The sequence below is a fragment of the Demequina maris genome, assembly GCF_000971155.1.
GTDB classification, from domain to species: Bacteria; Actinomycetota; Actinomycetes; order Actinomycetales; family Demequinaceae; genus Demequina; species Demequina maris.
In genome coordinates this window covers 150,727-172,933 of record NZ_BBLX01000006.1, presented here as the reverse complement: position 1 = coordinate 172,933, position 22,207 = coordinate 150,727, and the positions used below count along the sequence as shown (strand labels likewise).

Genomic DNA, 22,207 nt, shown 5'->3' with positions numbered 1-22,207 from the left:
CGTTGCGCTATCACGATATATCGCGATAGCCGCGCTGACAACCCCCATCGGCCACGACACCGCCAACGGATCCCGCCGCGACAGGCTGCCGCGACCGGCGCATCGTGCCCGCGCACCCGGCGTGTCGGGATCCACTCCGTTGGGACTGTCGGGAGGGTGTGGCGAGGCGGGACCTACGGCGCCGTAACTTACGGTCGCGTTGCTTAGGATTGCAGGCATGAGCGAGTCCCCCCGCACCGAGTCGGCGACGCCTCAGCTGGTCCGCAAGCCCGACGACTACACCTTCACCTCGCTGCTGCGCGATCGCGTGACCGAGGATCCCGAGCGCATCTTCGGCGAGTACAAGGACGAGTCCGGTGCCTGGGTGATGGTCTCCCGCGCCCGCTTCCAAGCCGACGTCTCGCGCGTCGCGAAGGGCCTGCTCGCGTACGGCATCGCGCCCACCCAGACCGTCGGCCTGCAGGCGAACACCCGCTACGAGTGGGTGGTGCTCGACTTCGCCATCCAGGCGGCCGGCGCCATCACGGTGCCCGTGTACCCGACCTCGTCGGCGCACCAGCTCGCGTGGATCCGCGAGGACGCGGACCTGGCGATGCTCATCGTCGAGAACGACACCATGGCCGCCGCGGTGCGCGAGATGGATACGCCCCCGCGCCTGCTCATCATCGACGGCGACGAGGAGCCCGCGCTCGACGTGCTCGCCGAGGCCGGCGCGATCATCGACGACGCGACCCTCGCGGACGCGTCGAAGGACGTCCGCGCCGACGACGTCGCGACCATCGTCTACACCTCGGGCACCACCGGCCGCCCCAAAGGCGTCGCGCTGAGCCACCGCGCCTTCGTCGAGCACGCGCTCAACGGCGCCGCCCACTCGGAGTTCGGCACGCTCGCCCACAACGACGCCCGGATCCTGCTGTTCCTGCCCCTCGCGCACGTGCTCGCGCGCCACGTCGAGATCCTCGCCCTCGCGTGCGAGGCCGTGATCGGCTTCGCGCCCACGCACAAGACGCTCGCCTCGGACCTGCAGACCTTCAAGCCCACCTGGCTCATGGCGGTCCCCCGCGTGCTCGAGACCTTCTACAACGTGGTCGACGAGCGCACCGGCGGCGGCATCAAGCAGAAGCTCTTCCGCTGGAGCGCTTTCGTCGCGCGCAAGGTCGACGAGGCGCGCGTGCGGCGCGGCCGCCACGGCATCGTCCTGCGCGCGCAGATGGCGGTCGCGAACGCGCTCGTCCTCAACAAGGTGCGCGCGGCGCTCGGCGGCAACCTGCGCCACATCGTGTGCGGCGGCGCCCGGCTCGTGCCCCGCGTCTCCCACTTCTACGGCGGCCTCGGCATCGCGGTGATGGAGGGCTACGGCACCACCGAGCTCGCCGGCCCCATGACCGTCAACCCGCCGACCGACGTGCGCGTCGGCACCGTCGGCTACCCCTACCCCGGCGGCGCCGTGCGGATCGCCGAGGACGGCGAGGTGCTCGCCCAGGGCCCGAACCTCTTCTCGGGGTACTGGAAGAACCCCGAGGCGACCGCCGAGGTCATGACCGACGGCTGGTACCGTACCGGCGACCTCGGCGCGATCGACGAGGGCGGCTTCCTCTCGATCACCGGCCGCAAGAAGGAGATCCTCGTGACGGCGGGCGGCAAGAACGTCCAGCCCGCGAGCCTCGAGGACGCGATCCGCCCCTACGCGCTCATCCAGGAGGTCGTGGTCGTGGGCGACGGCAAGCCGTTCATCGGCGCGCTGCTGTCGATCGACGAGGCGATGCTGCCCGGCTGGCTCAAGTCCAAGGGCCTGTCGCTCATGTCCGCCGCCGAGGCCGCGAAGGACGCGACCGTGCGGGAGCACATCCAGCACATCATCGACGGAGCGAACGCCCTGGTCTCGCGCGCGGAGGCGATCCGCGAGTGGCGAGTGCTCCCCCGTGAGCTCAGCGAGGCCCACGAGGAGATGTCCGCCTCGCTCAAGGTCCGCCGCAAGCAGGTGGAGGACCACTTCGCCGACATCATCGACGGCATCTACGCGAAGGCCTGATCACCGCTCGCAGACGATGCCGTCCCCGTCGCCGTCGCGGTACCAGCCGTACTCCTCGTCCTCACCTCTCACGTACGGGCCGTAGCCGGCGTCGATCGCCTTCGCGCACGACGAGAAGCGCGGGTCGGACGATGCAGCGGTGGCCGTGGGCGTGGGGCTCGCGGTCGTGGACGGCGCGACGCCGGGGTCCAGCGCGACCCCGCGCGCGGGCAGCGGCTCGTCCGGGCAGGTGTCGAGCACGAGGAGCATCGCGTCGAGCTCGGCCTGCGTGACCCAGACGGCGTACTCGGTCTTCACGGCGACCTGGCGCGCGACGTACCCGCAGCGCGCCGCAATGTTCGACGGCAGCCACGACGCCGCGTCCGCGTCGCCCTTCTGACGATTCGCACCCGCGTCCACCGGCTCGAGGTTGAGCGGGTCGTTGGCGAACTCCACGCGCGTGTCCTCGTCCCACGCGAAGGCACCCTTCTGCCAGGCGTCCGACAGCGCCACGATGTGGTCGATGTCGACCTCGCTCGCGCCCCCGCGCTGGAAGCGGATGGTGGTCGCGGTGTACGGGTCCTCCAGTGTCCCCGCCAGCACGATGCAGCCGCCCTGCACCTCAAGGTCCGTGAGGCGCAGCGCGAGCATGTCGTTGCGCGCGTCGCAGCCGTTGCCGTCGGTGTCCTGCCACCCGTCGCCGAACTCCTCGCGCGAGTAGCCCGTCTTGGGCGCGCGACCCTTCACGGTGAGCGCAAGGGCGGCCGCGTAGGCGTCGCCATGCGACGGGGCGGGCGAGCTCTCCGCGGTGGCGGTCGCGCTCGGCGTCGGGGCGGGCGTCGTGGTGCCAGCGGACGATGTGACGGGCACGGGGCTCCCGACCGGCGACACCGTGCCCGTCGGCGTGGAGCACGCCGCGACCGCGAGCGTCGACGCCGCGACGACGGCAAGCAGGCGGGCGGAGGTGGGGAGGCGCATCGTTCTCTCGGGTCGGAAAGGGGGCCTCACCACGCTACCGCCGGGGACTCCGTCCCGGCGCGAGCGACACTGGGCTACCCATGGGAGGCACAGATCGCCTCAGAGCGACCAAGGCCTACCACCTCCGGCAGGGCGCGAGGTGAGTGAAGCTACGGGCGCAGCATCACCTTGATCGCGGTGCGCTCGTCCATCGCGCGGTACGCCTGCGCGGCCTCCTCGAGCGGGAGCTCGAGGTCGAAGACGCGGCCGGGCTGGATGCGGCCGTCGAGCACCTCGGGCAGCAGCTCGTCGATGTAGCCGCGCACGGGAGCGACGCCGCCGCGCACGCCCACGTTGGTGTTGAACATCTGGCGCACGGGCAGCTCGGGCCCGCCGTTGGGCACGCCCACGAAGCCCACCTGGCCGCCGGGCCGCGCGGAGCGCAGCGCCTGGTCCATGGACTCCTTCGTGCCGACGCACTCGAGCACGATGTCCGGGCCGATGCCGTCGAACATCTCCTTGAGCCGCGCGATGCCCTCGTCCCCGCGCTCGGGGACCACGTCGGTCGCGCCGAACTCGCGCGCGAGCGCCTGGCGCGGCTCGTGGCGCGACATCGCGACGATGCGCGACGCGCCGAGGCGCTTGGCGGCGATGATCGCGCACAGGCCGACCGCGCCGTCGCCGACGACCGCGACGGTCGAGCCCTCGGTCACGCCTGCGGACACGGCCGCGTGGTGGCCGGTGCCCATGACGTCGGACAGCGTCAGGAGGCCCGGGATTAGCGCATCGTCCGGTATGCCGCCGGGCACGACGGCGAGGGTGCCGTCGGCCATCGGGACGCGCACACGCTCGCCCTGGCCGGCGTCCGCGAAGCCGAGCCCCTCGGTCTCGCGGCCCCACCAGCCGCCGTGCAGGCAGTGGACGGTCATGCCGTTCCGGCAGTTCAGGCAGGTGTTGTCGCACTGGTAGAACGGCGCGATCACGAAGTCGCCGGGGCGCACGCGCTCGACCGCGTCGCCCACCTCCTCGACCACGCCGACGAACTCGTGCCCGATGCGCCTGGGGGCCGCGACCTCGGTGACGCCCCGGTAGGGCCACAGGTCGGAGCCGCACACGCAGGCCGCGACCACGCGGACGATCGCGTCGACGCCCGTCGACAGCACCGGGTCCGGCACGTCCTCGACACGGATGTCCCGCTCGCCGTGGATGATCGTCGCGCGCATGCTGCCTCCTGGGTGGTCCGTTGCCTGGACCAGACTAGGAGGCTCCGGAGACCCCGAGGTTCACAGGACGGGCCGGTTGAGCACCGACACGGGGTCCTCGGCGTGGGCCTCGTCGTGGGCCGGGGCGCCGGTGCGCACCAGGTCCGGATCGACGATCGCGAGCGTGAAGACGCCGGGGCCCGAGCAGTAGAGGACCACCAGCAGGAACCATCCGCCCTCGACGAGGAGGCGCGACTCGGTGAGGGCCTGCAGGGCGAGCGCGGCGGTGAGCAGCGCCCACCCCAGCGGGATGTACGTGTCGCCGCGGCTCGCGCGCTCGACCAGGCGCCACGCGCTGCCGAACGACAGCACCACCATGACGAGCAGCAGCGTGATGCCGATGAGACCCAGCTGCAGCCACGCGTCGAGGAACGCGTTGTGCGCGTGCGCCGCGACCACGCCCGCCTTGTCGATGATGGTGGCGTAGGGCTCCTCCCAGATGGGCCAGTAGCCCACGTAGCCCCAGCCCTCGGGGCGCTGCCACGCGTAGTGGACCACCTGGTCCCAGATCATGGTGCGGTTGGTCGCGTCGGGGCCGCGGTCGAACATCGCGAAGATCTCGGCGCGGAACTTCAGGGTGAGCACCGCGACGATCGCTGTGCAGGCGAGGACCGCGAACGACAGCCGCCGCTTGAGCGAGGGGCGCACGCGTCGGATCACGAGGGCCGCGACGGTGAGGGCGGTGAGGTAGACCGCCGCGACGGTGACGGTCGCCGAGAGCGTGAGCAGGTGCACCGCCACCGCGGCGGCGAGCGTGATCGCGCCGTCGAGCGGGCGGATGCGGCGCTCCAGGAGCACGATGACGGCGACGATCGCGGTGAAGAGCGCGAGCGCCGCGAACGGGTTGCGGTTGCCCACGAAGCCCTGGATGGGGCCGCCGACGAGGAGGTTGTTGCGCGACCACAGGATCGGCTCTCCCCCGCCGTCGACCTTCGCGATGCTGGACAGGTCGGTCGCGAGCGGCGGCAGGTCGGCACGCACGACGAACGCGACGACCAGCTCGAACGCGATGCCGAGGAACAGGCTCACCTGCAGGCCGCGGTACAGGAAGGCCATGAACTGGCCGCGCGAGGTGCCGCGGGCGATGAGCACGGCGATGAACGTCGTGACCGCGAGCACGCCGGCCGCGAGCGCGGTCACGGCGCGGGTCTGGGACCACAGCACGCTCAGCGCGGCGAGGGCCGTGAACGTCCCCACGAGGGGCGGGACGCGGAGGCTGCCGAGGAATCGGCGGAACGTCACGATCACCGCCGCGACGGTCAGCGCGACGAGGGCCGAGTACAGCGGCACGCCCAGGAGGTAGCGGAAGCCCTGACCCGAGAACAGCAGCACCACGGTCCACACCGTCACCCACGCGCGGGCGCGCTGGGACGTGGTGCGGGCGTACAGGGACGCGGCTGATCTCATGGGCATCCGGTCGGATCCTCCTTACCAGGGACGGTACTCGTCGACGGCCGGCAAGGCGGAGAGGCTGCCGCCCTCGCGTCAGCTCACGTCCGAGTGAGACCGGCGCGCCATCCTAACCCGGTGCCGCGCAGCCGCCGCCGGGTGGCGCGCGTCGTCCGCGAGCGCGGGCCCGGGTGATACTGACCGCATGCAGACCACCGCAAACCCGGTCGAGCGCGTCCGCGCGCGGATGGGCGCCGCGATGTTCGCGCGGATCGGCGGGGCGGACGGGCCGGCGATCCGCGCGCGCGTCCACGAGACCCCGGGGCCGCGATGGTTCCCGCCGGGGGCGGCCATCCGCATCGTGCACGGCGACTCGTCGATGTACGTGGGCGGGGTGCGCGCGCTGCTGCTGCAGTCGCTGCACCCGCTCGCGATGGCCGGCGTCGCGGGGCACTCCGGGTACCGCGGCGACCCGTGGGGGCGGCTCACGCGCACGGCGACGTTCCTGGCCTTCACGACGTTCGGCACCGAGGACGACGCGCAGGAGACCGTCGACCGGATCCGCGCGATCCACGAGCGCGTGCGCGGCAAGGCGCCGGACGGGCGTCCGTACCGCGCCAGCGACCCGCACCTGCTGCGGTGGGTGCACGTGGCGGAGGCGGACTCGTTCCTCGCGGCGCACCAGCGCTACGGCCGGCGGCCGCTGTCACCCGCCCAGTGCGACGAGTACGTCGCGCAGGCGGCGCAGGTGGGGCGGCGGCTCGGGGCGACGGACCTGCCGGAGACGGTGGCGGAGCTGCGCGAGGCGATCGAGGGCTACCGGACCGAGCTCGAGGCGACGGCCGAGGCGCTCGACGCCGCGCACTTCCTGCTGAGCGAGCCGCCGATCTCACGCGCGATGCGGGTGCCGTACGCGATGCTCGCCTCGGGCGCGGTGGCCCTGCTGCCGGGCTGGGCGCGGGCCGCGCTCGGGCGTGACCGGTGGCGGACGCGGACGTTCGGCCCAGTCGCCGCGGGCCTGGTCACGCGGGCCGTCCGCTGGGGCGCCCAGGCGACCCGCCCGACGAGCAACGTCGACTGAGCCGCCTCGGTCCGAGGCCCGCCGGGCGACGCGCTACGAGACGCCGCCGACCTCCGCGCCCGGCTTGAACTTGCCGTTCGCGATCTTCTTCCAGAACTTGTCCTCCTGCTCGGGGTCGAGCAGGACCGTCGAGCCGACGCCGGCGACGCTGTAGCCCATCGACGCGATCGGCGGCGTGCCCGTGACGGCGTCGCCGCCAAGCGCGGAATTGAACGCGAGCGCGACGCGCGCGAGGTCCAGCGGCGAGGCGTCCTCGTCGACCCGGAACGCGTCCAGGCCCGCGGAGACCACCGGCACCAGCTGGAACGGGTTGAGGATCGTCGCGGGGCTCATGATCTCGTCGGCGACGGCGCCCACCACCTGCTGCTGGCGCTGCGTGCGGCCGATATCGCCCAGCGGGTCCGAGTAGCGCATCCGGGAGAACGCGAGCGCCTTGTCGCCGTCCGCGACGTGGCAGCCCTTCTTCCACTTGAGGCGGCTGAGCTTGTCGTTGACGTTCTTGTCGTAGCAGAGCTCGACGCCGCCGAGCGCGTCCACGATCTCACCCACGCCCGTGAAGCCCACCTCGAGGTAGCGGTCGATGGTGAGGTTGGTGACGCCCTCGACGGTCTCGACCAGCAGCTGCGGCCCGCCGAACGCGAACGACGCGTTGATCTTGTTCGGGTTGTAGCCGGGGATCTCGACGTACGAGTCACGCGGGATGGAGATCAGCGCGGTGGGTCCCGATTCGGGCTTGTGGAGCACCATGATCGTGTCGGTGCGCGCACCCTCGGTGCCGTCGTCGCCCCACCCCTCGCGGGAGTCCGAGCCGACGATCAGGACCGTGAGCCCCGGAGTGTCGGCGGCCCCGCTGAGCGCGTCGACGTGGTTGATGCGCGAGTCGACCCAGAAGTAAAAGACCGTGGCCGCGATCGCGAGGATGAGCACCAGCGCGATGAGCGTGTTGCGGATCGGGTGACGCCTGCGCTTGCGTGCCTGGGGAGCCGTGGCGGCGGGGGGCTCCGCGGGCGGCGCCTGCTGGGGTCGTGGCGACGATGCGGGCCGCTGCTGACCCGGCGGCGTCGAGTACGCCTGCGGCTGGGGCTGGCGGGTCGTGGGCCGCTCGGGCGCGGGCTGGGGGCGCACGCTCTCGCGGCGCACGGGCTGGGCGGGGCGCGCGCTACCGGGGCGCTCCTGCCCGCTGCGGGGCTGGATCGAGGGCGGCATGCGGCGCACCGGATCGCCGGAGCCCGAGCTGCCGTCGCGGTCGTCTGTCACGGTGCGAGGGTAACGCGTGGTGGAACCTTCGAGCCGGAGACGGCACCGGAGAGGCCCGCTTCACCCCCGGCGGCGGTGTCCGTCAGCGCGCGGTGTGCTCGCGTTCGATGTCTTGGGCGATGCGCGCGATCTTGGTCGCGAGCCCCTGGACGGCCGCCTCGGATGAGACCTGGCGGATGCGTGCCGCGAGCACGGCGATCTCGTGCGCGCTGTCTGATCGCGCCTGCTCGGTGCGGGTCGTCTGTCGAGCGTCCATGGCTTCCCCCCGGGTCGGCGTCGACTCCAGGTTCCCCGGCCGGGAGCGCGCGTGGTGCCAGCGCCACGTGAACGCTGGGCGAACTCTCGACGACGGGCAGGTGGACGACGGTCACGACAAGGAGCCCCGGGTCTCCCCGGGGCTCCCGTGTCGCGTCATGCGCGTGTGCGGGCCCCTCAGCCGCGCACCCGACGGATCGCGAGCATCGCACCACCGAGGAGGATGGCGCCGAGGCCCGCACCGCCCAGGGCGAGCGTCGAGCCGTCCACACCGGTGTGCGACAGGGTGGTCGCGGGGGCGTCCGCTGCCAGGCGGGCGCCCTCCGCGACCGCCTCGGACTGCGGCGCATCAGCGACCTCGTCCGTGGCGAGGGTGTCGTCGACGTCGGTGTCGACGACGGTGGCACCGGCCGTCGTGGTCGCAGGGATGGGGATCTGCTGGTCCACGACGGACGGCGTCTCGACCGGCAGCGGCGTCGGGACGCCCTGCTCGGCGATCTGGGGGACGAGTGCCTCCTCGGCGACGACGGGGAGCGGCTCGGGCGTGCCCTGCTCGAGACGGGGCGGCACCACGGTCGCGGTTGCAGCGACCGGCAGCGGCTCGGGCACAGAACCGAGAAGCGCGAGACGCTCCGGACGGACCTGACGCTCCACCTCAGCCACGACGACCGGCTCGGGCGTGCCCTGCTCGAGACGGGGCGGCACCACAGTCTCGGTCGTAGCCACCGGCAGCGGCTCGGGCGTGCCCTGCTCAAGGCGCGGCGGCACCGCGGTCTCGGTTGCGGCGACCGGCAACGGCTCGGGCACAGAACCGAGAAGCGCGAGACGCTCCGGACGGACCTGACGCTCCACCTCGGCCGCGACGGCGGGCTGCGGCTCGGGTGTGCCCTGCACGAGCTTCTCCGGCACCACGGTCTCCTCAGCGACGACCGGCTGCGACGAAGGAGCGCCCTGCTCGAGGCGCGGCGGCACGACGACGGCCGGCCTCTCCGACTCGGGAATGAAGTTCAGCAGCTCGGGGCTCAGCTGACGCGGCAGCTCCGGCTCGACGACAACGGCGGTCTCGTCGGGAGCGGGAATCGCGATCTGCGTGGTCACGCCTGCCGAGGGGCCGGGGACGGACGGCCCGTGGCCCTGGCCCTGAGAGGCGGCAGCAGGACGGGTCTGCGAGTCGCCCGACTTGCAGGCGGCGAACGCGGCGTTGGGGACGAGGACGACGCCGGCGGCGAGTCCAAGGGTGACGATCCCGGGGATCACCCGGCGGGCGGTGGGGGCGGACATGGTGTTCATCTCCTCTTTCTTCTTGGTGCCTCCAGCCTCGCGATCCGGGGCCCTCCGCACATCGTCCCGGCGTAGGCACTTCCGCGTACTGCGATCGCAGTAGGCGCCCCACCAGGGACGTCGTGGACCCGTCAGCCGCGCGGGAACCCCGGGCCGTCGGCGCGCGTCAGACTGGGTGGGGCCGGACCGGTCCGGTCGACGACGACAGGGACACGATGACGCAGATCACTCCGTTCGAGACCATGGCGACCCTCGGCCACGCGAGCGCCCCGCCGGTCACCGCGGACCAGGTCAAGGCGTTGCGTCAGGACATCCAGCGCTTCCTGCTGAAGTACGAGTTCGGGCTGCGCGAGATCGAGACCAAGCTGTCGATCCTCCGCGACGAGTTCCTCGAGCTCCACGACTACAACCCGATCGAGCACGTCTCGAGCCGCGTGAAGTCGCCCGAGAGCCTGCTGGAGAAGGTCGCCCGCAAGGGCGTCCCCCGCGACCTCGACTCGATCAGCGCGCACATCACCGACATCGCCGGCGTGCGGGTCACATGCGCCTTCGTCGCGGACGTGCACCGCCTGTTCTCCCTGCTCACCCAGCAGGACGATGTCACCGTGCGCGAGGTGAAGGACTACATCGCGCACCCGAAGCCGAACGGCTACCAGAGCCTGCACGCCGTGATCGAGATCCCGGTCTTCCTGTCGACCGGCCGCACGTCGGTCCCGGTCGAGGTCCAGTTCCGCACCATCGCGATGGACTTCTGGGCGAGCCTCGAGCACAAGATCTACTACAAGTACGACGCGGCGGTCCCCGAGCAGCTCACCACCGAGCTGCGCGAGGCGGCCGCCACCGCCGCGGAGCTCGACGCGCGCATGGCGCGCCTGCACCGCCAGATCCACGGCCCGCAGGGCTGACCGCCGGGCGGGACGATGCGTCGGGCCCGCCGGCGACGATGCGTCGGCGAGCCCGGTGAGGCGGGTGCCGGGCGGTTCGCGACCGCCCGGGCGCACGTCAGGCGTGCGCCGTGGCCGTGAACTCGAGCTTCAGCGAACCCGGTGGTGCCGCCTCGAGCGAGTGCCGTCGCAGCGCGACGACGCTCAGGCCCGCGATGAGCCACGCGATCGCGCCCGCGGCGAGCCCAGGGACGAGGTGGGCGTGGAACCCCTCGCCGCCCAGGTGGCTGATGAGCGAGAAGATCCCGAGTCCTCCGAGCAGCACGCCGCCGACCAGGTTGGTGATGGCGTTGGCGCGCCCCGGGATGAACAGCACGGCCGTCGCCAGCACCAGCGGTGCGAGCGCCATGCCTGCCATCATGAGAGCCATGCCCATGGTGACGGCCTCGCCCTCCATCTCACCGGCGACGCCCTCCGCGAGAACGTCCGGCTCGTAGAAGAAGATCACCGCCGATCCGAGCAGCGCGACGGCGGCCACCAGCCACAGCATCGTGAACCGCATCCTTGCGAGTGTGGAGCCCATGTCGATCACCCTCTCTCCGACTCCACGGAGGGGTGGATGCCCCTCCTTCATTGTCTCGCCGGAGGGGCCCCGCGGCACGGCGACGAGCCCCGTCCGCATCACCCCAGGGGCCACCTGGCGCCTAGCCCGAACGCGACCGCCACCGCCGCCACCGTCACCGCGACGACGGCCACGTCGAGACCGCCGATGCTCAGCCGCGCGATCCGCAGGCCCCTCCCCTGGTTGGCGGTGAAGCCGCGCGTCTCGAGCGACTCCACGGTGGTGCGCACGCTCTTCGCGGTGTTGAGGAAGATCGGATAGAACGCCTGCACGGCGTACGTCCCCCAGCGCCACAGCGCCCGCATCCCGAGGAACCCGCGCGCACCGGGAGCCGAGCGCAGCCGCAGCCCGGTGAACACGATGCCGAACTCCTCGAACAGGATGGGCATCATCCGGTAGCCGTAGCTCACGCCGAAGGCCAGCAGCTCGGGCGCCCCCAGCGCGAGGAGACCGGTGCTGAGCTTCTCGGGGTCGAGGGACACGAAGGCCGCGATGGAGGCCAGCGACACCGTCGCGAGCTTGAGGTTGATCTCGATCAGCGCGATCGCGGTGTTGACGTCGCCGCCGAACATCCACGCGGCGAGGAAGGCGTAGAGGAAGTCGGTGAGGAAGCCGAAGAGGAACAGCCCGAGCACCAGCGGACCGACCCGCGCGAGGGCCGCGCTCACGGCCGTGATCGCGAACAGCGCGAGGATGGTGGTGAAGTTGTGGGTCAGCCACGGCGCGACGGCAAGCATGAGGTACCAGCCGATCACCATGCGGGCGTCCATCTTGGCGAACAGCCCGCCGCGCGTCGCGTAGGCGGTGCGGATGAGCTCGAGCTTGACCCACTCGACGGACAGCACGTCCCTGGTCTTGCGGCTCATGCGAGCGCCTCCGTCCCGGACAGCGCGACCGCGTCGCGCCAGTCGGCCACCGACAGCGGCAGCGGTTCCACGCCCAGCTCCCGCCCGAGGGCGACGATCTGCGGCGGCACCAGCCGCGCCTGGGCGAGCAGCGCGTCGTCCGCGAAGAGCTCGCGGGGCGGCAGGTCGGCGACGATGCGCCCCCGTTCGAGGACGATGACGCGGGTCGCCCACTCAGCGACCAGATGCATGTCATGGGTCGCGACCACGGCCGCGGCGATGGTGCCGGAGAGCTCGTCGAGCATCGCGATGACGCTGTCGCGGCTGGCGACGTCGAGGCTCGCGGTGGGTTCGTCCGCCAGCATCAGCGCGGGGCTCATCGCGAGGCCGATCGCGAGGGTCGCGCGCCGCTGCTGACCGCCCGAGAGGGTACGTCCGTCACGGTCGGCGAGCGGGGTCAGCCGCACGCGGTCGAGGACGTGGTCGACCAGCGCGTCGACGTCCTCGCGACCGCGGCCGGCGGGGTGCAGGCGGACGTCCGCGCGGACGGAGTCCTTGAGGAACATCTGCTCGGGCCGCTGGAACAGATACGCCGCGTGGTCGGCGAGCCGCGAGCTCGAGGCCTTGCGGGTGTCGACCCCGTCGAGCACGATGCTGCCCTCGCGCGGCACCTGGAGGCCGCCGAGCAGGCGCATCAGCGTGGACTTGCCGGCGCCGTTGCCGCCCACAAGCGCGATGCGGTCCCCCGCGCGCACCGTGAGGTCGACGTCGTGCAGCACCGGCATCAGGTCGCCCGCGACCGTCCGGTAGCCGTGCGAGAGCGACGATGCGGTGACCACCGGGCGGGCCTGCTCGGCTGCCTCGCCCTCCCCTGCGTCATCCGTCCCGGCGGACGATGCGCCGGTGGGCCGGACGCCGGCCTCGCGTAGCAGCGTGGCGGCCTCGGCGACGGTGCGCGGCGCGCCCTCGATGCCGGCCGCGGCGCACGCGTCGATGATCTGCGGCGCAGGGATGCCGTGGGCGGCGAGCTCGTCGGCACGGGCGGCGGCCTCGGCGGCGGGCAGGTGCCAGACGGGCGCGCCGTCATCCATGAGGACCACCGACTTGGCGTACTGCGTGATGAACTGCGCGTGGTGCTCGATCACCACGACGGTGATGCCGAGCTCGCGGTTGAGCTGCGTGAGGCGCTCGTACAGGGCGTGAGCGCCGGCGGGGTCGACCTCGGCGACGGGCTCGTCGACCACGATGATCCGCGGGCGCATCGACAGCACCGAGGCGAGCGCGGTGAGGTGGGCCTGGCCACCCGAGAGCTGCCATACGAAGCGGTCGGCGAGGTGGTCGACCCCGAGGGTCCGCATGGCCTCCTCGCCGCGGGCGGCGAAGTCCTCCATGCCGAAGTTCACGGGTCCGAACTCGACCTCGTCGCGCACGCGCGGGCGCACCAGCTGGTTCTGGAAGTCCTGGTAGACGTAGCCGACGAGGCCGGACAGCTCGGCCACGGTCGACTCGTAGGTGTCGACGCCCGCGACGCGGGCCTCCCCCGCGAACTCGCCGGCCCAGTAGTGCGGGACGAGCCCGTTGAAGGTCTTGCACAGCGTCGTCTTGCCGGAGCCGTTGCCGCCGATCACGGCGACGAAGTCGCCCTCCTCGATGGTCAGGGAGACGTTGCGCAGGGTGTCCCGGTCGGCTCCCGGATACCGGAAGCTGAGCCGATCGAGCTCGATGATGGCGGTCATGCGGGGTGCTGCTTTCTCGATGAGGTGGGTCCGGGCCGGGGCGTGCGCCCCTGCCCGGACCGTTGTTCAGTTCTCGTCGTCGGACTTGCCGCGGGCCGCGCGCGCCAGCGCCACGCCCACGAGGAAGGCGATCGCCGCCGCGCCGACGCCGACCCAGATGAAGCCGGGACCGTACGTGTCGAGCCACTCGGGCTCGAACACGCCTAGCTCGATGTCCCAGGCCTCGAGGAAGGCGAAGAAGAAGGACGCGACGCTGAGCGCCACCGCGACGCCGACGAACAGGCCGTTCCGGGGCGCCGAGCCCTGGATGGGCTCGCCCGGCACGCGCGGACGCATGCCCAGCAGCGGCTCGATGCGGCCGTGCAAAGCCGGGATCAGCCAGATCGCGGGGATCACGCCGAACAGCACACCGCTCATGAGGATGTCCACGGCGTAGCCGATGCCCTCGAGGAGCAGGATCGACTCGGGCAGGCCCTCGACGAACTCGGCGTCCTCGACGCCGATCCACACCTTGGACAGGTCGACGATCGCGGACAGCGCCTTGTCGATCACCACGACGGTGACGGCGGCGATGGCGATCTGCATCCGGTTGCGCGGGTTCCGCACGAGCGAGCCCGCGATGTACAGCGCGAGGAACATCTGGATGATGCCCTCGATCTCGGCGAGGCCGGAGAAGTCGCCCATGAGCAGGTCGACGAAGATCACCTCGCCGATCGGGGCGCCGAGCGCGGCCCAGAACGGGTTGAGAAGCGCGACGAGCGCGAGCGGCACGAAGACGAAGTAGCTGACGGAGACGTCGACCGGGCCGATCGTGACGTCGGGGATGATCTCGAGCACGAGGTTCGCGACGCCCGAGAGCGCCATCGAGAGCACGAAGACCATGAGCTTCTGCGAGCCGGTGAGGTCGCGCGGCAGGCCGGCGACGGTGCCGCGCAGCCTGCCGGTGCGCTCGTCGGGGGCGGTGGTCTGGGACATGAGGAGCTCCTCCATCGGAACGGGTGGTGTCAGGAGACTGCAGGGGTCGGGCTGGCCTGTCGCAGGAGCGCGAGCAGGCCGTTCGCGTCGTCCACCACGTCGGTCGCCATGCCGGCGGCCAACGCGGAGTCGAGCACGTCGTCGACGACGGCCCCGCCGCGCACCATGACGCGGCGGCCGATGCCGGCCGCGAGCGCGGCCTCGGCGTCAGCGTGGGGCTTGTCGCCGTAGAACCAGGAGGACGCGGGGTCCGCGTCGGCTATCCGGAGCGCCTCCTGGACGATCCCGGCGTGCGGCTTCCGCATGCCGTGCTCGTCGGAGCAGACGTATGCGCCGATGAGCGTCGCGAGCCCGTGCGCCGCGCACGCGTCGCGCACCGCTCGTCCGGACAGGGTGTTGGAGACGACCACGATCGGCATGCCCATCGCCCGCGCGAGCTGCATCGCCTCGGCGACGCCCGCGCGCAGGGTGCGGCGGCTCTTCGCACGGCCGTAGCGGTGCATGAGGTCGACGGCCTCGGCGGTGAGGATGGCCCGAGCGCGGTCGTCGAGGTCGGCACCGAAGCACTCGACCCAGAACTCGAAGGGCGTCGTCTCCGCGAGCGAGCCGTCCTTGCGCTCCGCCCGGCGCTCGCGCGCGCCCCGGATCATCGCCACGGCCGCGTCCGCCGTGAGGGGCGCCTCCGCGGTCGACAGCAGCCGCGCGACGTGGTCCCCGAGGGACAGCAGCGCGTCGACGTCGGGGTGCGAGGCTGAGATCACACCGCCGTGGTCGATCAGCAGGGCGCCCCTGCGCGGCGCGTCCCCGCGGGACGATGCGGCGGCCGTCGCTCCCGCATCGTCCGCACGTGCGGCGAGGGCGGCCTCGAAGGCGTCGGCCAGCTCGGCGGGAGTGTCGAACACCGCGTCGGGCCGCTGCGCCACCGCGAACGGCGGATGGTCGGTGTGCTTGTCGCGGGTGACGATCGCGGCTCCGATGCCGGCGCGCCGCGCGGCGACCACATCGCGGTCGAGGGTGTCTCCCACGTACCAGCAGTCGGCCGGCGCGACGCCCGTCGCGGCGGCCGCGAGCTCGAGGATGCGGGGGTTGGGCTTCCGCATCCCGACCTCGTCGGAGTACACCTGCACCGCGAAGGAGTCGATCACCCCGAGCTCCGCGAGGATGCGGCGGTGGCTGCGGCCCGAGTGCGCGTTGGAGACGATGCCCACCGGGATCGCGCGGCTGCGCGCGACCTGGAGCAGGCGGCGGATGCCGGGGCGCAGGCGGTGGTCGGTGATGAGCGTCTGGAGTGCGTCGAGCAGCTCCGAGGCCTCCGCGATGAGGAGCGCCCGGGCGCGCTCGGGCAGCTCGGCGGCGAGGAAGTCGCCCACGATCTCACGATGGGTCAGCTCGCGGGGCTCACGGCGGCGGCTCGCGGCGTGCTTCCAGTGCGTGAGGGCGGTGAGGCCCGCGGAGAGGTTGGCGCGCACCTCGTCGACGGGCACCGGGACGAGCCCGCGCTCGAGCATCGCGGCAACGTGCGCGGCGGCGTCGTCGAGGCCGTGCGCGCGCTTCGCGGTGGTGATCACCACCCCGCCGAAGTCGAGCAGCAGGGCGCGGGGCCGGGGCATGCGGGCGGCCGAGGCGACGGTCCTGGGGGCCGGGGTGGAGAGGGTGGATGAGGTCACGTCCTGGACGCTACTGGAGCGTTCCAGGCGGGCACCGATCCGTTCCCGTAAGTTCGCCCGTCGTTCACCTGACGTTCTGCTAGAACTGCAGGGTGACCTCGCCCCCACGACCCGCGCCGACCATCGTCGACGTCGCCCGCGCCGCGGGCGTCTCGAAGTCGCTCGTGTCGCTCGCGATCCGGGGGGACGCAGGCGTGTCCGACGCGACCCGCACGCGCATCCTCGACGTCGCGACCGAGCTCGGCTACCACTCGAACGCCCTGGCACGCGGGCTTGCGCGCGGCCGCACGCAGATGGTGGGCATGCTGGTGAGCGACCTCGCGAACCCCTACTTCGCGGACGTCGCAGCCGGCATCGAGGCGGACGCCGAGGCGACGGGGCTCGGCACGATCATCGGCCACGGCCGTGGCTCGGCGGAGGTGCTCGAGCGCCGCCTCGACGAGATCCTCGACCTCGGCGTCGACGGCGTCGTGGTCGTCTCCGCCATGCTCGACGCCGAGACCCTCGACCGCGCGGCGGCCCGCCGGCCGGTCGTGATGGTCGGACGGCCGTTCGCGCCGCCGCGGCGCGTCAGCGTGGTCCGCAACAACGACGAGCATGGCGCGCAGGCCGCCGTCGCCCACCTGCTCGACATCGGCCACCGGCGGATCACCCACATCGCCTCATCCCGCCGCGCGGCCGCCACGGCGCGCCGCTCCAGCTTCGAGGAGACCATGCGCGACGCCGGCCTCGACCCCGTCGTCATCGACGCGGCCGAGGGCACCGCACGGCTCCTCGATCTCGTAGGCCGCCCCGGGGGCCCGACCGCGTGCTTCGCCGGCAACGACCGGATCGCGACGACGGCCCTCTCCGACGCCCTCGAGCGGGGCTTCGACGTGCCCGGAGACCTGAGCGTGGTGGGCTACGACAACGCGGAGTTCGGCCGGCTGATGCGCCCCGCGCTCACCACCGTCGAGCAGCCGCGCGAGGCGATGGGACGCGAGGCGATGCGGCTGCTCCGCGCACGGATCGACGGCGACCGCGAGGTGGCGGAGGTCACGCTCGAGCCGCGGCTCATCGTGCGCGGCTCGACCGGCCCGGCGGCCTAGCCCGAGACGCTCGACTCCCGCACCACGAGCTCGGGCGCGTAGACCACGTGCCGCGGCGCGTCGCCCTTGGCGCGCGAGGCCTCCTCGAGCAGCAGCTCGACCGCGGTGGCGCCGATCAGCTCGCGAGGCTGCCGGATCGAGGAGATCGGCACGACGGCCGATGCGGCGAACGAGATGTCGTCGTAGCCGACCAGCGCGACCTCGTCGGGGACACGGATCGGGTCCGGGCCGAACAGCAGCGCGCGCTCGACCCCGATCGCGAGCAGGTCGTTGGCCGCGACGATGCCGTCGATGCCTGTGTCCCTGATGAGCGGGCGCAGCGCCTCGCCCACGCGACGCCCCTCGTCGAGCGACATCTCGTCGGTGCCGAAGAGCTGCAGGGTGGCCGATCCGTGCTCCGCGACCGCGGCCGAGGCGCCCGCGAAGCGGTCGGCCACCTGGCCGATGCGCAGGGGGCCGCCCACGAACGCCAGCCGCCTCCTCCCCTGCTCGAGCAGGTGGCGCGCGGCGAGCGCGCCGCCGGCGACGTCATCGACGGATACGGACGCGAACCGGGCCTGGTCGGCGCCCCGGTCGACCAGCACCACGGGGATGCCGTGCTTGCGGATCTCCTCGAGCCGCGTGAAGTCGCCCTCGACCGGGGAGACGAGGATGCCGCTCACACGCTGACGCTCGAAGACGTCGAGGTGGCTGGCCTCGCGCTCCGACGACTCGTCGGAGTTGGCGAGCAGGACGGTGAGGCCCTCCTTCGCCGCGCGCGCCTCGGCGCCTCGCGCGACGTCCGTGAAGAACGGGTTGCCGACATCGAGCACCAGCAGCGCGAGGCTCTGGCTACGGCCGGCGCGCAGCTGGCGCGCGGCGGCGTTCGGCACATATCCGAGCTCCTCGATGGCGGCACGGACACGCTCGACCGTCTCGGCCTTGACCTGGTCGGGCCGATTGAGCACGTTCGACACGGTGCCCACGGACACGCCCGCCCGAGCGGCGACCTCGCGCACGCTCACCGACATTCCGGCCTCCTCGTCGATACGGATGGTCCCGTCAGGATACTGAAACCTTCCAAGCACGACGGGAAGCGCGGCGCGTTGGGTGGGAGTCCGCGCCGGCGCACCAGGGACGGAGGTCACGTTTCGGCACATCGTTACGCGTTCGAGACACGACTTCGTTGACACCTCCCGAACCGGACATTAGGTTCGCACATATATGAATCGTTTCACGCTGGTGTGAGACGAGGATGAGTGGATAGGTCGACGATGACAGCTCCCCCAGCCGCATCCCCGGCGGCACCCACGCTCGTGCTCGACGGCGTGGCCAAGTCCTTCGGCCCCGTGGTCGCCCTCCGTTCCGGCAGCCTCACCCTGAGGCCCGGCTCCGTCCACGCCCTCATCGGCGAGAACGGTGCCGGCAAGTCGACGCTGGTGAAGATCATCGCGGGCCTGTACCAACGAGACGCGGGCACGTTCGAGTACCTCGGCGAGCCCGTCGACTTCACCACGACAGCCGAGTCCAAGGACGCCGGAATCGCGGTGATCTACCAGGAGCCCACGCTCTTCCCGGACCTGAGCGTCACCGAGAACGTGTTCATGGGCCGCCAGCCCACGATGTCGTTCGGGCGCATCGACAAGAAGGCGATGCGCGACGAGGTGGTGTCGCTCTTCGAGCAGCTGGGCGTGCATGTCGACCCCGACCGCCCCACGCGCGGCCTGTCGATCGCCGACCAGCAGCTCGTCGAGATCGCCAAGGCGATGTCGCTCGACGCGAAGGTGCTCGTCATGGACGAGCCGACCGCCGCCCTCTCGGGCGTCGAGGTCGAGCGGCTCTTCAGCGTCGCCCGGGCGCTGCGCGACGAGGGGCGCGCGATCCTCTTCATCTCCCACCGCTTCGACGAGGTCTTCGACCTGTGCGACACCGTCACGGTCATGCGCGACGGCGAGTACATCTCGACCAGCGCCATCGCCGACACCACGGTGGACCAGCTCGTGCGCCAGATGGTCGGCCGCGACGTGACGGACCTGTTCCCCAAGGTGGTCGCGCCCGTGGGCGACGTGCTGCTCAAGGTCGAGGGCCTCACCCGCACGGGCGTGTTCCACGACGTCAGCTTCGAGGTGCGCGCGGGCGAGATCGTCGCGCTTGCGGGACTCGTGGGCGCTGGCCGCTCGGAGATCGCCCGCGCGGCCTTCGGCGTCGACCCGTACGACTCGGGCACCGTGACGGTCGCGGGCAAGCCCCTCCCCGGCGGCGACCCGACCAAGGCCATGAGCCGCGGCCTCGCCCTCATCCCCGAGGACCGCCGGCGCCAGGGCGCCGTGCTCGACTCGGGGATCGCCCGGAACGTCACCCTCACGATCCGCGACCGCCTCACCCGGTTCGGCGTGCTCACCAACGCCGCCGAGAACGCCTCGGCGCGCGAATGGGCGGCGCGCTTCGAGGTGCGAGCACCCTCGCTCGACACGCTCGCCGGCACGCTCTCCGGCGGCAACCAGCAGAAGGTCGTCATCGCGAAGTGGCTCGCCACGGAGCCCAGCGTGCTCATCGTCGACGAGCCGACCCGAGGCATCGACGTCGGCACCAAGTCCGAGGTGCACCGCCTGCTCTCCGATCTCGCCGGCCAGGGCCTCGCCATCCTCATGATCTCCTCCGAGCTGCCCGAGGTGCTCGGCATGGCGGACCGCGTGCTCGTGGTCCACGAGGGGCGGATCACCGCGAACCTCACCCGCGAGGAGGCCACGCCGGAGGCGGTCATGCACGCCGCGACGCACAGCCTGGAGGAGACGCGATGACCCTCACCGACGTCCGCGACAGCGTCGCCCAGCGCGGGCTCGGCTCGCGCGCCCTCGACCTGCTCAAGCAGCGCGAGGTGGGCGTGCTCGCCGCCTTCGTGCTCGTGGTGGTCGCGACCACCATCAAGAACCCGAACTTCCTGTTCTCGAACGACGGCTTCCGGGACCTGCTCCTGACGCCGTCGCTCCTGATGCTCCTCGCCGTCGGCCAGGCGATGGTCATCATCACCCGCAACGTCGACCTCTCGGTCGGATCGGTGATGGGGCTCACCGCGTACCTGGTCGGCACGGTCTTCGTCGAGATGCCGTGGATCCCGTGGCCCGCGGTGTTCCTCATCGGGCTCGTGTTCGGCGGCCTGCTGGGCCTCATCAACGGACTCGTGGTGGCCTACGCGAAGGTGCCGAGCCTCGTGGTCACGCTCGGAACCCTGTACGCGTTCCGCGGCATCAACGTCATGTGGACCGGCTCCGACCGCATCAACGCCTCGGACATGCCCCGCGGCTTCCTCGACCTCGGCACGAGCGCCGTGTGGAGGATCCCGGTCATCACGATCATCGCGCTCGTGGTGCTGGTCGCGGCGGGCTGGTACATGTCCACCCAGCGGGCCGGTCGCGAGTACTACGCGATGGGCTCGGACCCCGACGCCGCGATCCTCTACGGCCTCCAGGTGCGGCGCCGCCTCATCACCGCGTTCATGGTGTCGGGAGCGCTCGCCGGGCTCGCCGGCGTCCTCTACGCCGCGCGCTACGGCACGGTGAACTCCCAGGTGGGATCCGGCTACGAGCTGCAGGCCGTCGGTGCCGCCGTGATCGGCGGTGTCGCCATCTTCGGCGGCAGCGGCACGGTCTTCGGCGCCGCGATCGGCGCGTTCCTGCTCATGACCATCAACCGCGCGCTGCCCGTGCTGGGCGTCCAGGACTTCTGGCAGCAGGCGGTGGTCGGCGCGCTCATCATCGGCGCGATCGTCCTCGACCGGTTCGCCGCCACCCGACAGGAACGCAGGCTCGCGAAGGAGAGGGAGAAGTCCCATGGCTAGCGCAACCCTTGCCCCGCCGAGCGAGCGGACCTACCGCGACTTCCAGCGGCCGCTGTGGAAGCGGGTGCTGCTCACCCGCGAGATGGCCGTGGTCGGCGCCCTCGCCCTCGTGATCGCCTACGCGAGCCTCACGGTGAAGAACTTCGGCGCACCGATCACCTACACGTACCTGTTCCTCGACATCGCCGCGATCCTGCTGATCGCGCTCCCGATGACGCTCATCATCGTCACGGGCGAGATCGACCTGTCGGTGGCGTCGGTGGTGGGCCTGTCGTCGGTGCTCACGGGCACGCTGCACCAGGCGGGCCTGCCGTTCCCCGTCGCGGCGCTCGTCGCGATCGTCGCGGGCGCCGTCGCAGGCTCGATCAACGGCTTCCTCGTGACGGTGGTGGGGCTGCCCTCGCTCGCGGTCACGATCGGCACGCTCGCGCTGTTCCGCGGCCTCGCGGTCGGGCTGCTCGGCACCACCGCGATCACGGACTTCCCGGAGACGTGGCGCGACCTGGCCACCTCGAAGATCCCGGGCACGCCCATCCCGAGCGTCGTCATCCTGATCGTGGTGCTCGCCATCGTATTCGCATGGCTGCTGCACTTCACGCCGTTCGGACGCGGCATCTTCGCGATCGGCCAGTCCAAGGAGGCGGCGCACTTCTCGGGCGTCCGCGTCGAGCGGACCAAGTTCATCCTGTTCGTGCTGAGCGGCGCCGTCGCGGCGCTCGCCGGCATCTACTACACGCTGCGCTACGGAAGCGCGCGCGGCGACAACGCCACCGGCCTCGAGCTGAGCGTCGTCGCTGCCGTGCTGCTGGGCGGCGTGAGCATCTTCGGAGGGCGCGGCGCGCTCCACGGCCCGATCGCCGGCGCGCTGCTCATCGGCGCCATGGCGAGCGCGCTGCGCCTCGCCAGCGTCACCTCCGATGTGATCAACGTGATCACGGGCACCCTGCTGATCCTGTCCGTGGTCATGCCGAGCCTCCTCGCCTGGGCCCAGTCCCGGCGCGCCAGAAGGCGAGGGAAGAGAAAGGGTGAGACGCCCGCATCCGCGGGTGCGACCCCAGGGACAGCGGCCTCGAGCTGACG

19 protein-coding genes are annotated in these 22,207 nt (G+C 72.0%); 7 read left to right on the top strand and 12 right to left on the bottom strand.

Translation table 11 applies throughout. The features are described from left to right. Positions 1–217: 217 nt before the first annotated feature. The gene (locus tag AOM02_RS09030) at positions 218–2,032 is read left to right on the top strand and encodes an AMP-dependent synthetase/ligase (protein WP_062298822.1); all 1,815 of its coding nucleotides are present in this window, start codon (positions 218–220) and stop codon (positions 2,030–2,032) included. Here the strand turns inward: AOM02_RS09030 and AOM02_RS09025 are convergent, their stop codons facing one another. The 3 genes from AOM02_RS09025 to AOM02_RS09015 all read right to left on the bottom strand — a co-directional run bounded on the left by AOM02_RS09025 (position 2,033) and on the right by AOM02_RS09015 (position 5,637). Then, positions 2,033–2,989, bottom strand: a complete 957-nt coding sequence (locus tag AOM02_RS09025) for a GmrSD restriction endonuclease domain-containing protein (protein ID WP_082104990.1) — start codon at positions 2,987–2,989, stop codon at positions 2,033–2,035. Between the two features lie 149 nt (positions 2,990–3,138). Beyond that, complete coding sequence (locus tag AOM02_RS09020) at positions 3,139–4,191, bottom strand: zinc-dependent alcohol dehydrogenase family protein (protein ID WP_062298821.1); 1,053 nt, start codon at positions 4,189–4,191, stop codon at positions 3,139–3,141. A gap of 60 nt (positions 4,192–4,251) precedes the next feature. Next, positions 4,252–5,637, bottom strand: a complete 1,386-nt coding sequence (locus tag AOM02_RS09015; protein WP_169746616.1) for an O-antigen ligase family protein — start codon at positions 5,635–5,637, stop codon at positions 4,252–4,254. A 187-nt stretch (positions 5,638–5,824) separates the two neighbouring features. Here AOM02_RS09015 and AOM02_RS09010 point away from each other — a divergent pair, with 187 nt between their 5' ends. Beyond that, entirely contained in the window at positions 5,825–6,700 is an 876-nt protein-coding gene (locus tag AOM02_RS09010) for an oxygenase MpaB family protein (protein WP_156156162.1), read from the top strand. Between the two features lie 33 nt (positions 6,701–6,733). Here the strand turns inward: AOM02_RS09010 and AOM02_RS09005 are convergent, their stop codons facing one another. The 3 genes from AOM02_RS09005 to AOM02_RS09000 all read right to left on the bottom strand — a co-directional run bounded on the left by AOM02_RS09005 (position 6,734) and on the right by AOM02_RS09000 (position 9,502). Then, positions 6,734–7,957, bottom strand: coding sequence for an LCP family protein (locus tag AOM02_RS09005; RefSeq protein WP_228373807.1), 1,224 nt, complete (start codon positions 7,955–7,957; stop codon positions 6,734–6,736). Between the two features lie 82 nt (positions 7,958–8,039). Next, on the bottom strand, positions 8,040–8,213 hold the full coding sequence (locus AOM02_RS14325) for a hypothetical protein (protein ID WP_156156161.1): 174 nt from the start codon (positions 8,211–8,213) through the stop codon (positions 8,040–8,042). A 176-nt stretch (positions 8,214–8,389) separates the two neighbouring features. Continuing rightward, positions 8,390–9,502, bottom strand: coding sequence for a hypothetical protein (locus tag AOM02_RS09000; RefSeq protein ID WP_062298819.1), 1,113 nt, complete (start codon positions 9,500–9,502; stop codon positions 8,390–8,392). A gap of 206 nt (positions 9,503–9,708) precedes the next feature. On the opposite strand from AOM02_RS09000, the gene AOM02_RS08995 reads away from it, so the two are divergent. Next, entirely contained in the window at positions 9,709–10,398 is a 690-nt protein-coding gene (locus tag AOM02_RS08995; protein ID WP_439645396.1) for a GTP pyrophosphokinase, read from the top strand. 97 nt (positions 10,399–10,495) lie between these two features. On the opposite strand, the gene AOM02_RS08990 is transcribed toward AOM02_RS08995, so the two are convergent. The 5 genes from AOM02_RS08990 to AOM02_RS08970 all read right to left on the bottom strand — a co-directional run bounded on the left by AOM02_RS08990 (position 10,496) and on the right by AOM02_RS08970 (position 16,222). Beyond that, positions 10,496–10,939, bottom strand: coding sequence for a hypothetical protein (locus AOM02_RS08990; RefSeq protein WP_156156160.1), 444 nt, complete (start codon positions 10,937–10,939; stop codon positions 10,496–10,498). 119 nt (positions 10,940–11,058) lie between these two features. Beyond that, on the bottom strand, positions 11,059–11,865 hold the full coding sequence (locus tag AOM02_RS08985) for an energy-coupling factor transporter transmembrane component T family protein (protein ID WP_062298817.1): 807 nt from the start codon (positions 11,863–11,865) through the stop codon (positions 11,059–11,061). Continuing rightward, the gene (locus tag AOM02_RS08980) at positions 11,862–13,580 is read right to left on the bottom strand and encodes an ABC transporter ATP-binding protein (protein ID WP_062298816.1); all 1,719 of its coding nucleotides are present in this window, start codon (positions 13,578–13,580) and stop codon (positions 11,862–11,864) included. The genes AOM02_RS08985 and AOM02_RS08980 overlap by 4 nt, the downstream gene beginning before the upstream one ends. Positions 13,581–13,646: 66 nt before the next feature. Continuing rightward, on the bottom strand, positions 13,647–14,555 hold the full coding sequence (locus AOM02_RS08975) for a DUF8171 family membrane protein (RefSeq protein ID WP_062298815.1): 909 nt from the start codon (positions 14,553–14,555) through the stop codon (positions 13,647–13,649). Positions 14,556–14,584: 29 nt separating this feature from the next. Continuing rightward, positions 14,585–16,222 (bottom strand): HAD family hydrolase, encoded by a 1,638-nt coding sequence (locus tag AOM02_RS08970; RefSeq protein WP_156156159.1) that lies wholly within the window; start codon positions 16,220–16,222, stop codon positions 14,585–14,587. Positions 16,223–16,314: 92 nt separating this feature from the next. Here AOM02_RS08970 and AOM02_RS08965 point away from each other — a divergent pair, with 92 nt between their 5' ends. Beyond that, a complete protein-coding gene (locus AOM02_RS08965) occupies positions 16,315–17,310 on the top strand; it encodes a LacI family DNA-binding transcriptional regulator (RefSeq protein WP_228373806.1) in 996 nt (331 codons plus the stop codon). On the opposite strand, the gene AOM02_RS08960 is transcribed toward AOM02_RS08965, so the two are convergent. Further along, the gene (locus AOM02_RS08960) at positions 17,307–18,320 is read right to left on the bottom strand and encodes a LacI family DNA-binding transcriptional regulator (RefSeq protein WP_062298813.1); all 1,014 of its coding nucleotides are present in this window, start codon (positions 18,318–18,320) and stop codon (positions 17,307–17,309) included. The two genes, AOM02_RS08965 and AOM02_RS08960, sit on opposite strands and share 4 nt — an antisense overlap. 243 nt (positions 18,321–18,563) lie before the next feature. On the opposite strand from AOM02_RS08960, the gene AOM02_RS08955 reads away from it, so the two are divergent. Genes AOM02_RS08955 through AOM02_RS08945 form a run of 3 tightly spaced genes read left to right on the top strand, consistent with a single transcriptional unit; the run spans position 18,564 to position 22,205 of the window. Next, entirely contained in the window at positions 18,564–20,090 is a 1,527-nt protein-coding gene (locus tag AOM02_RS08955) for a sugar ABC transporter ATP-binding protein (protein WP_062298812.1), read from the top strand. Further along, complete coding sequence (locus tag AOM02_RS08950; RefSeq protein ID WP_062298811.1) at positions 20,087–21,127, top strand: ABC transporter permease; 1,041 nt, start codon at positions 20,087–20,089, stop codon at positions 21,125–21,127. Before AOM02_RS08955 ends, AOM02_RS08950 begins: the two co-directional genes overlap by 4 nt. After that, positions 21,120–22,205 (top strand): ABC transporter permease, encoded by a 1,086-nt coding sequence (locus tag AOM02_RS08945; protein WP_062298810.1) that lies wholly within the window; start codon positions 21,120–21,122, stop codon positions 22,203–22,205. The genes AOM02_RS08950 and AOM02_RS08945 overlap by 8 nt, the downstream gene beginning before the upstream one ends. Positions 22,206–22,207 lie beyond the last annotated feature (2 nt).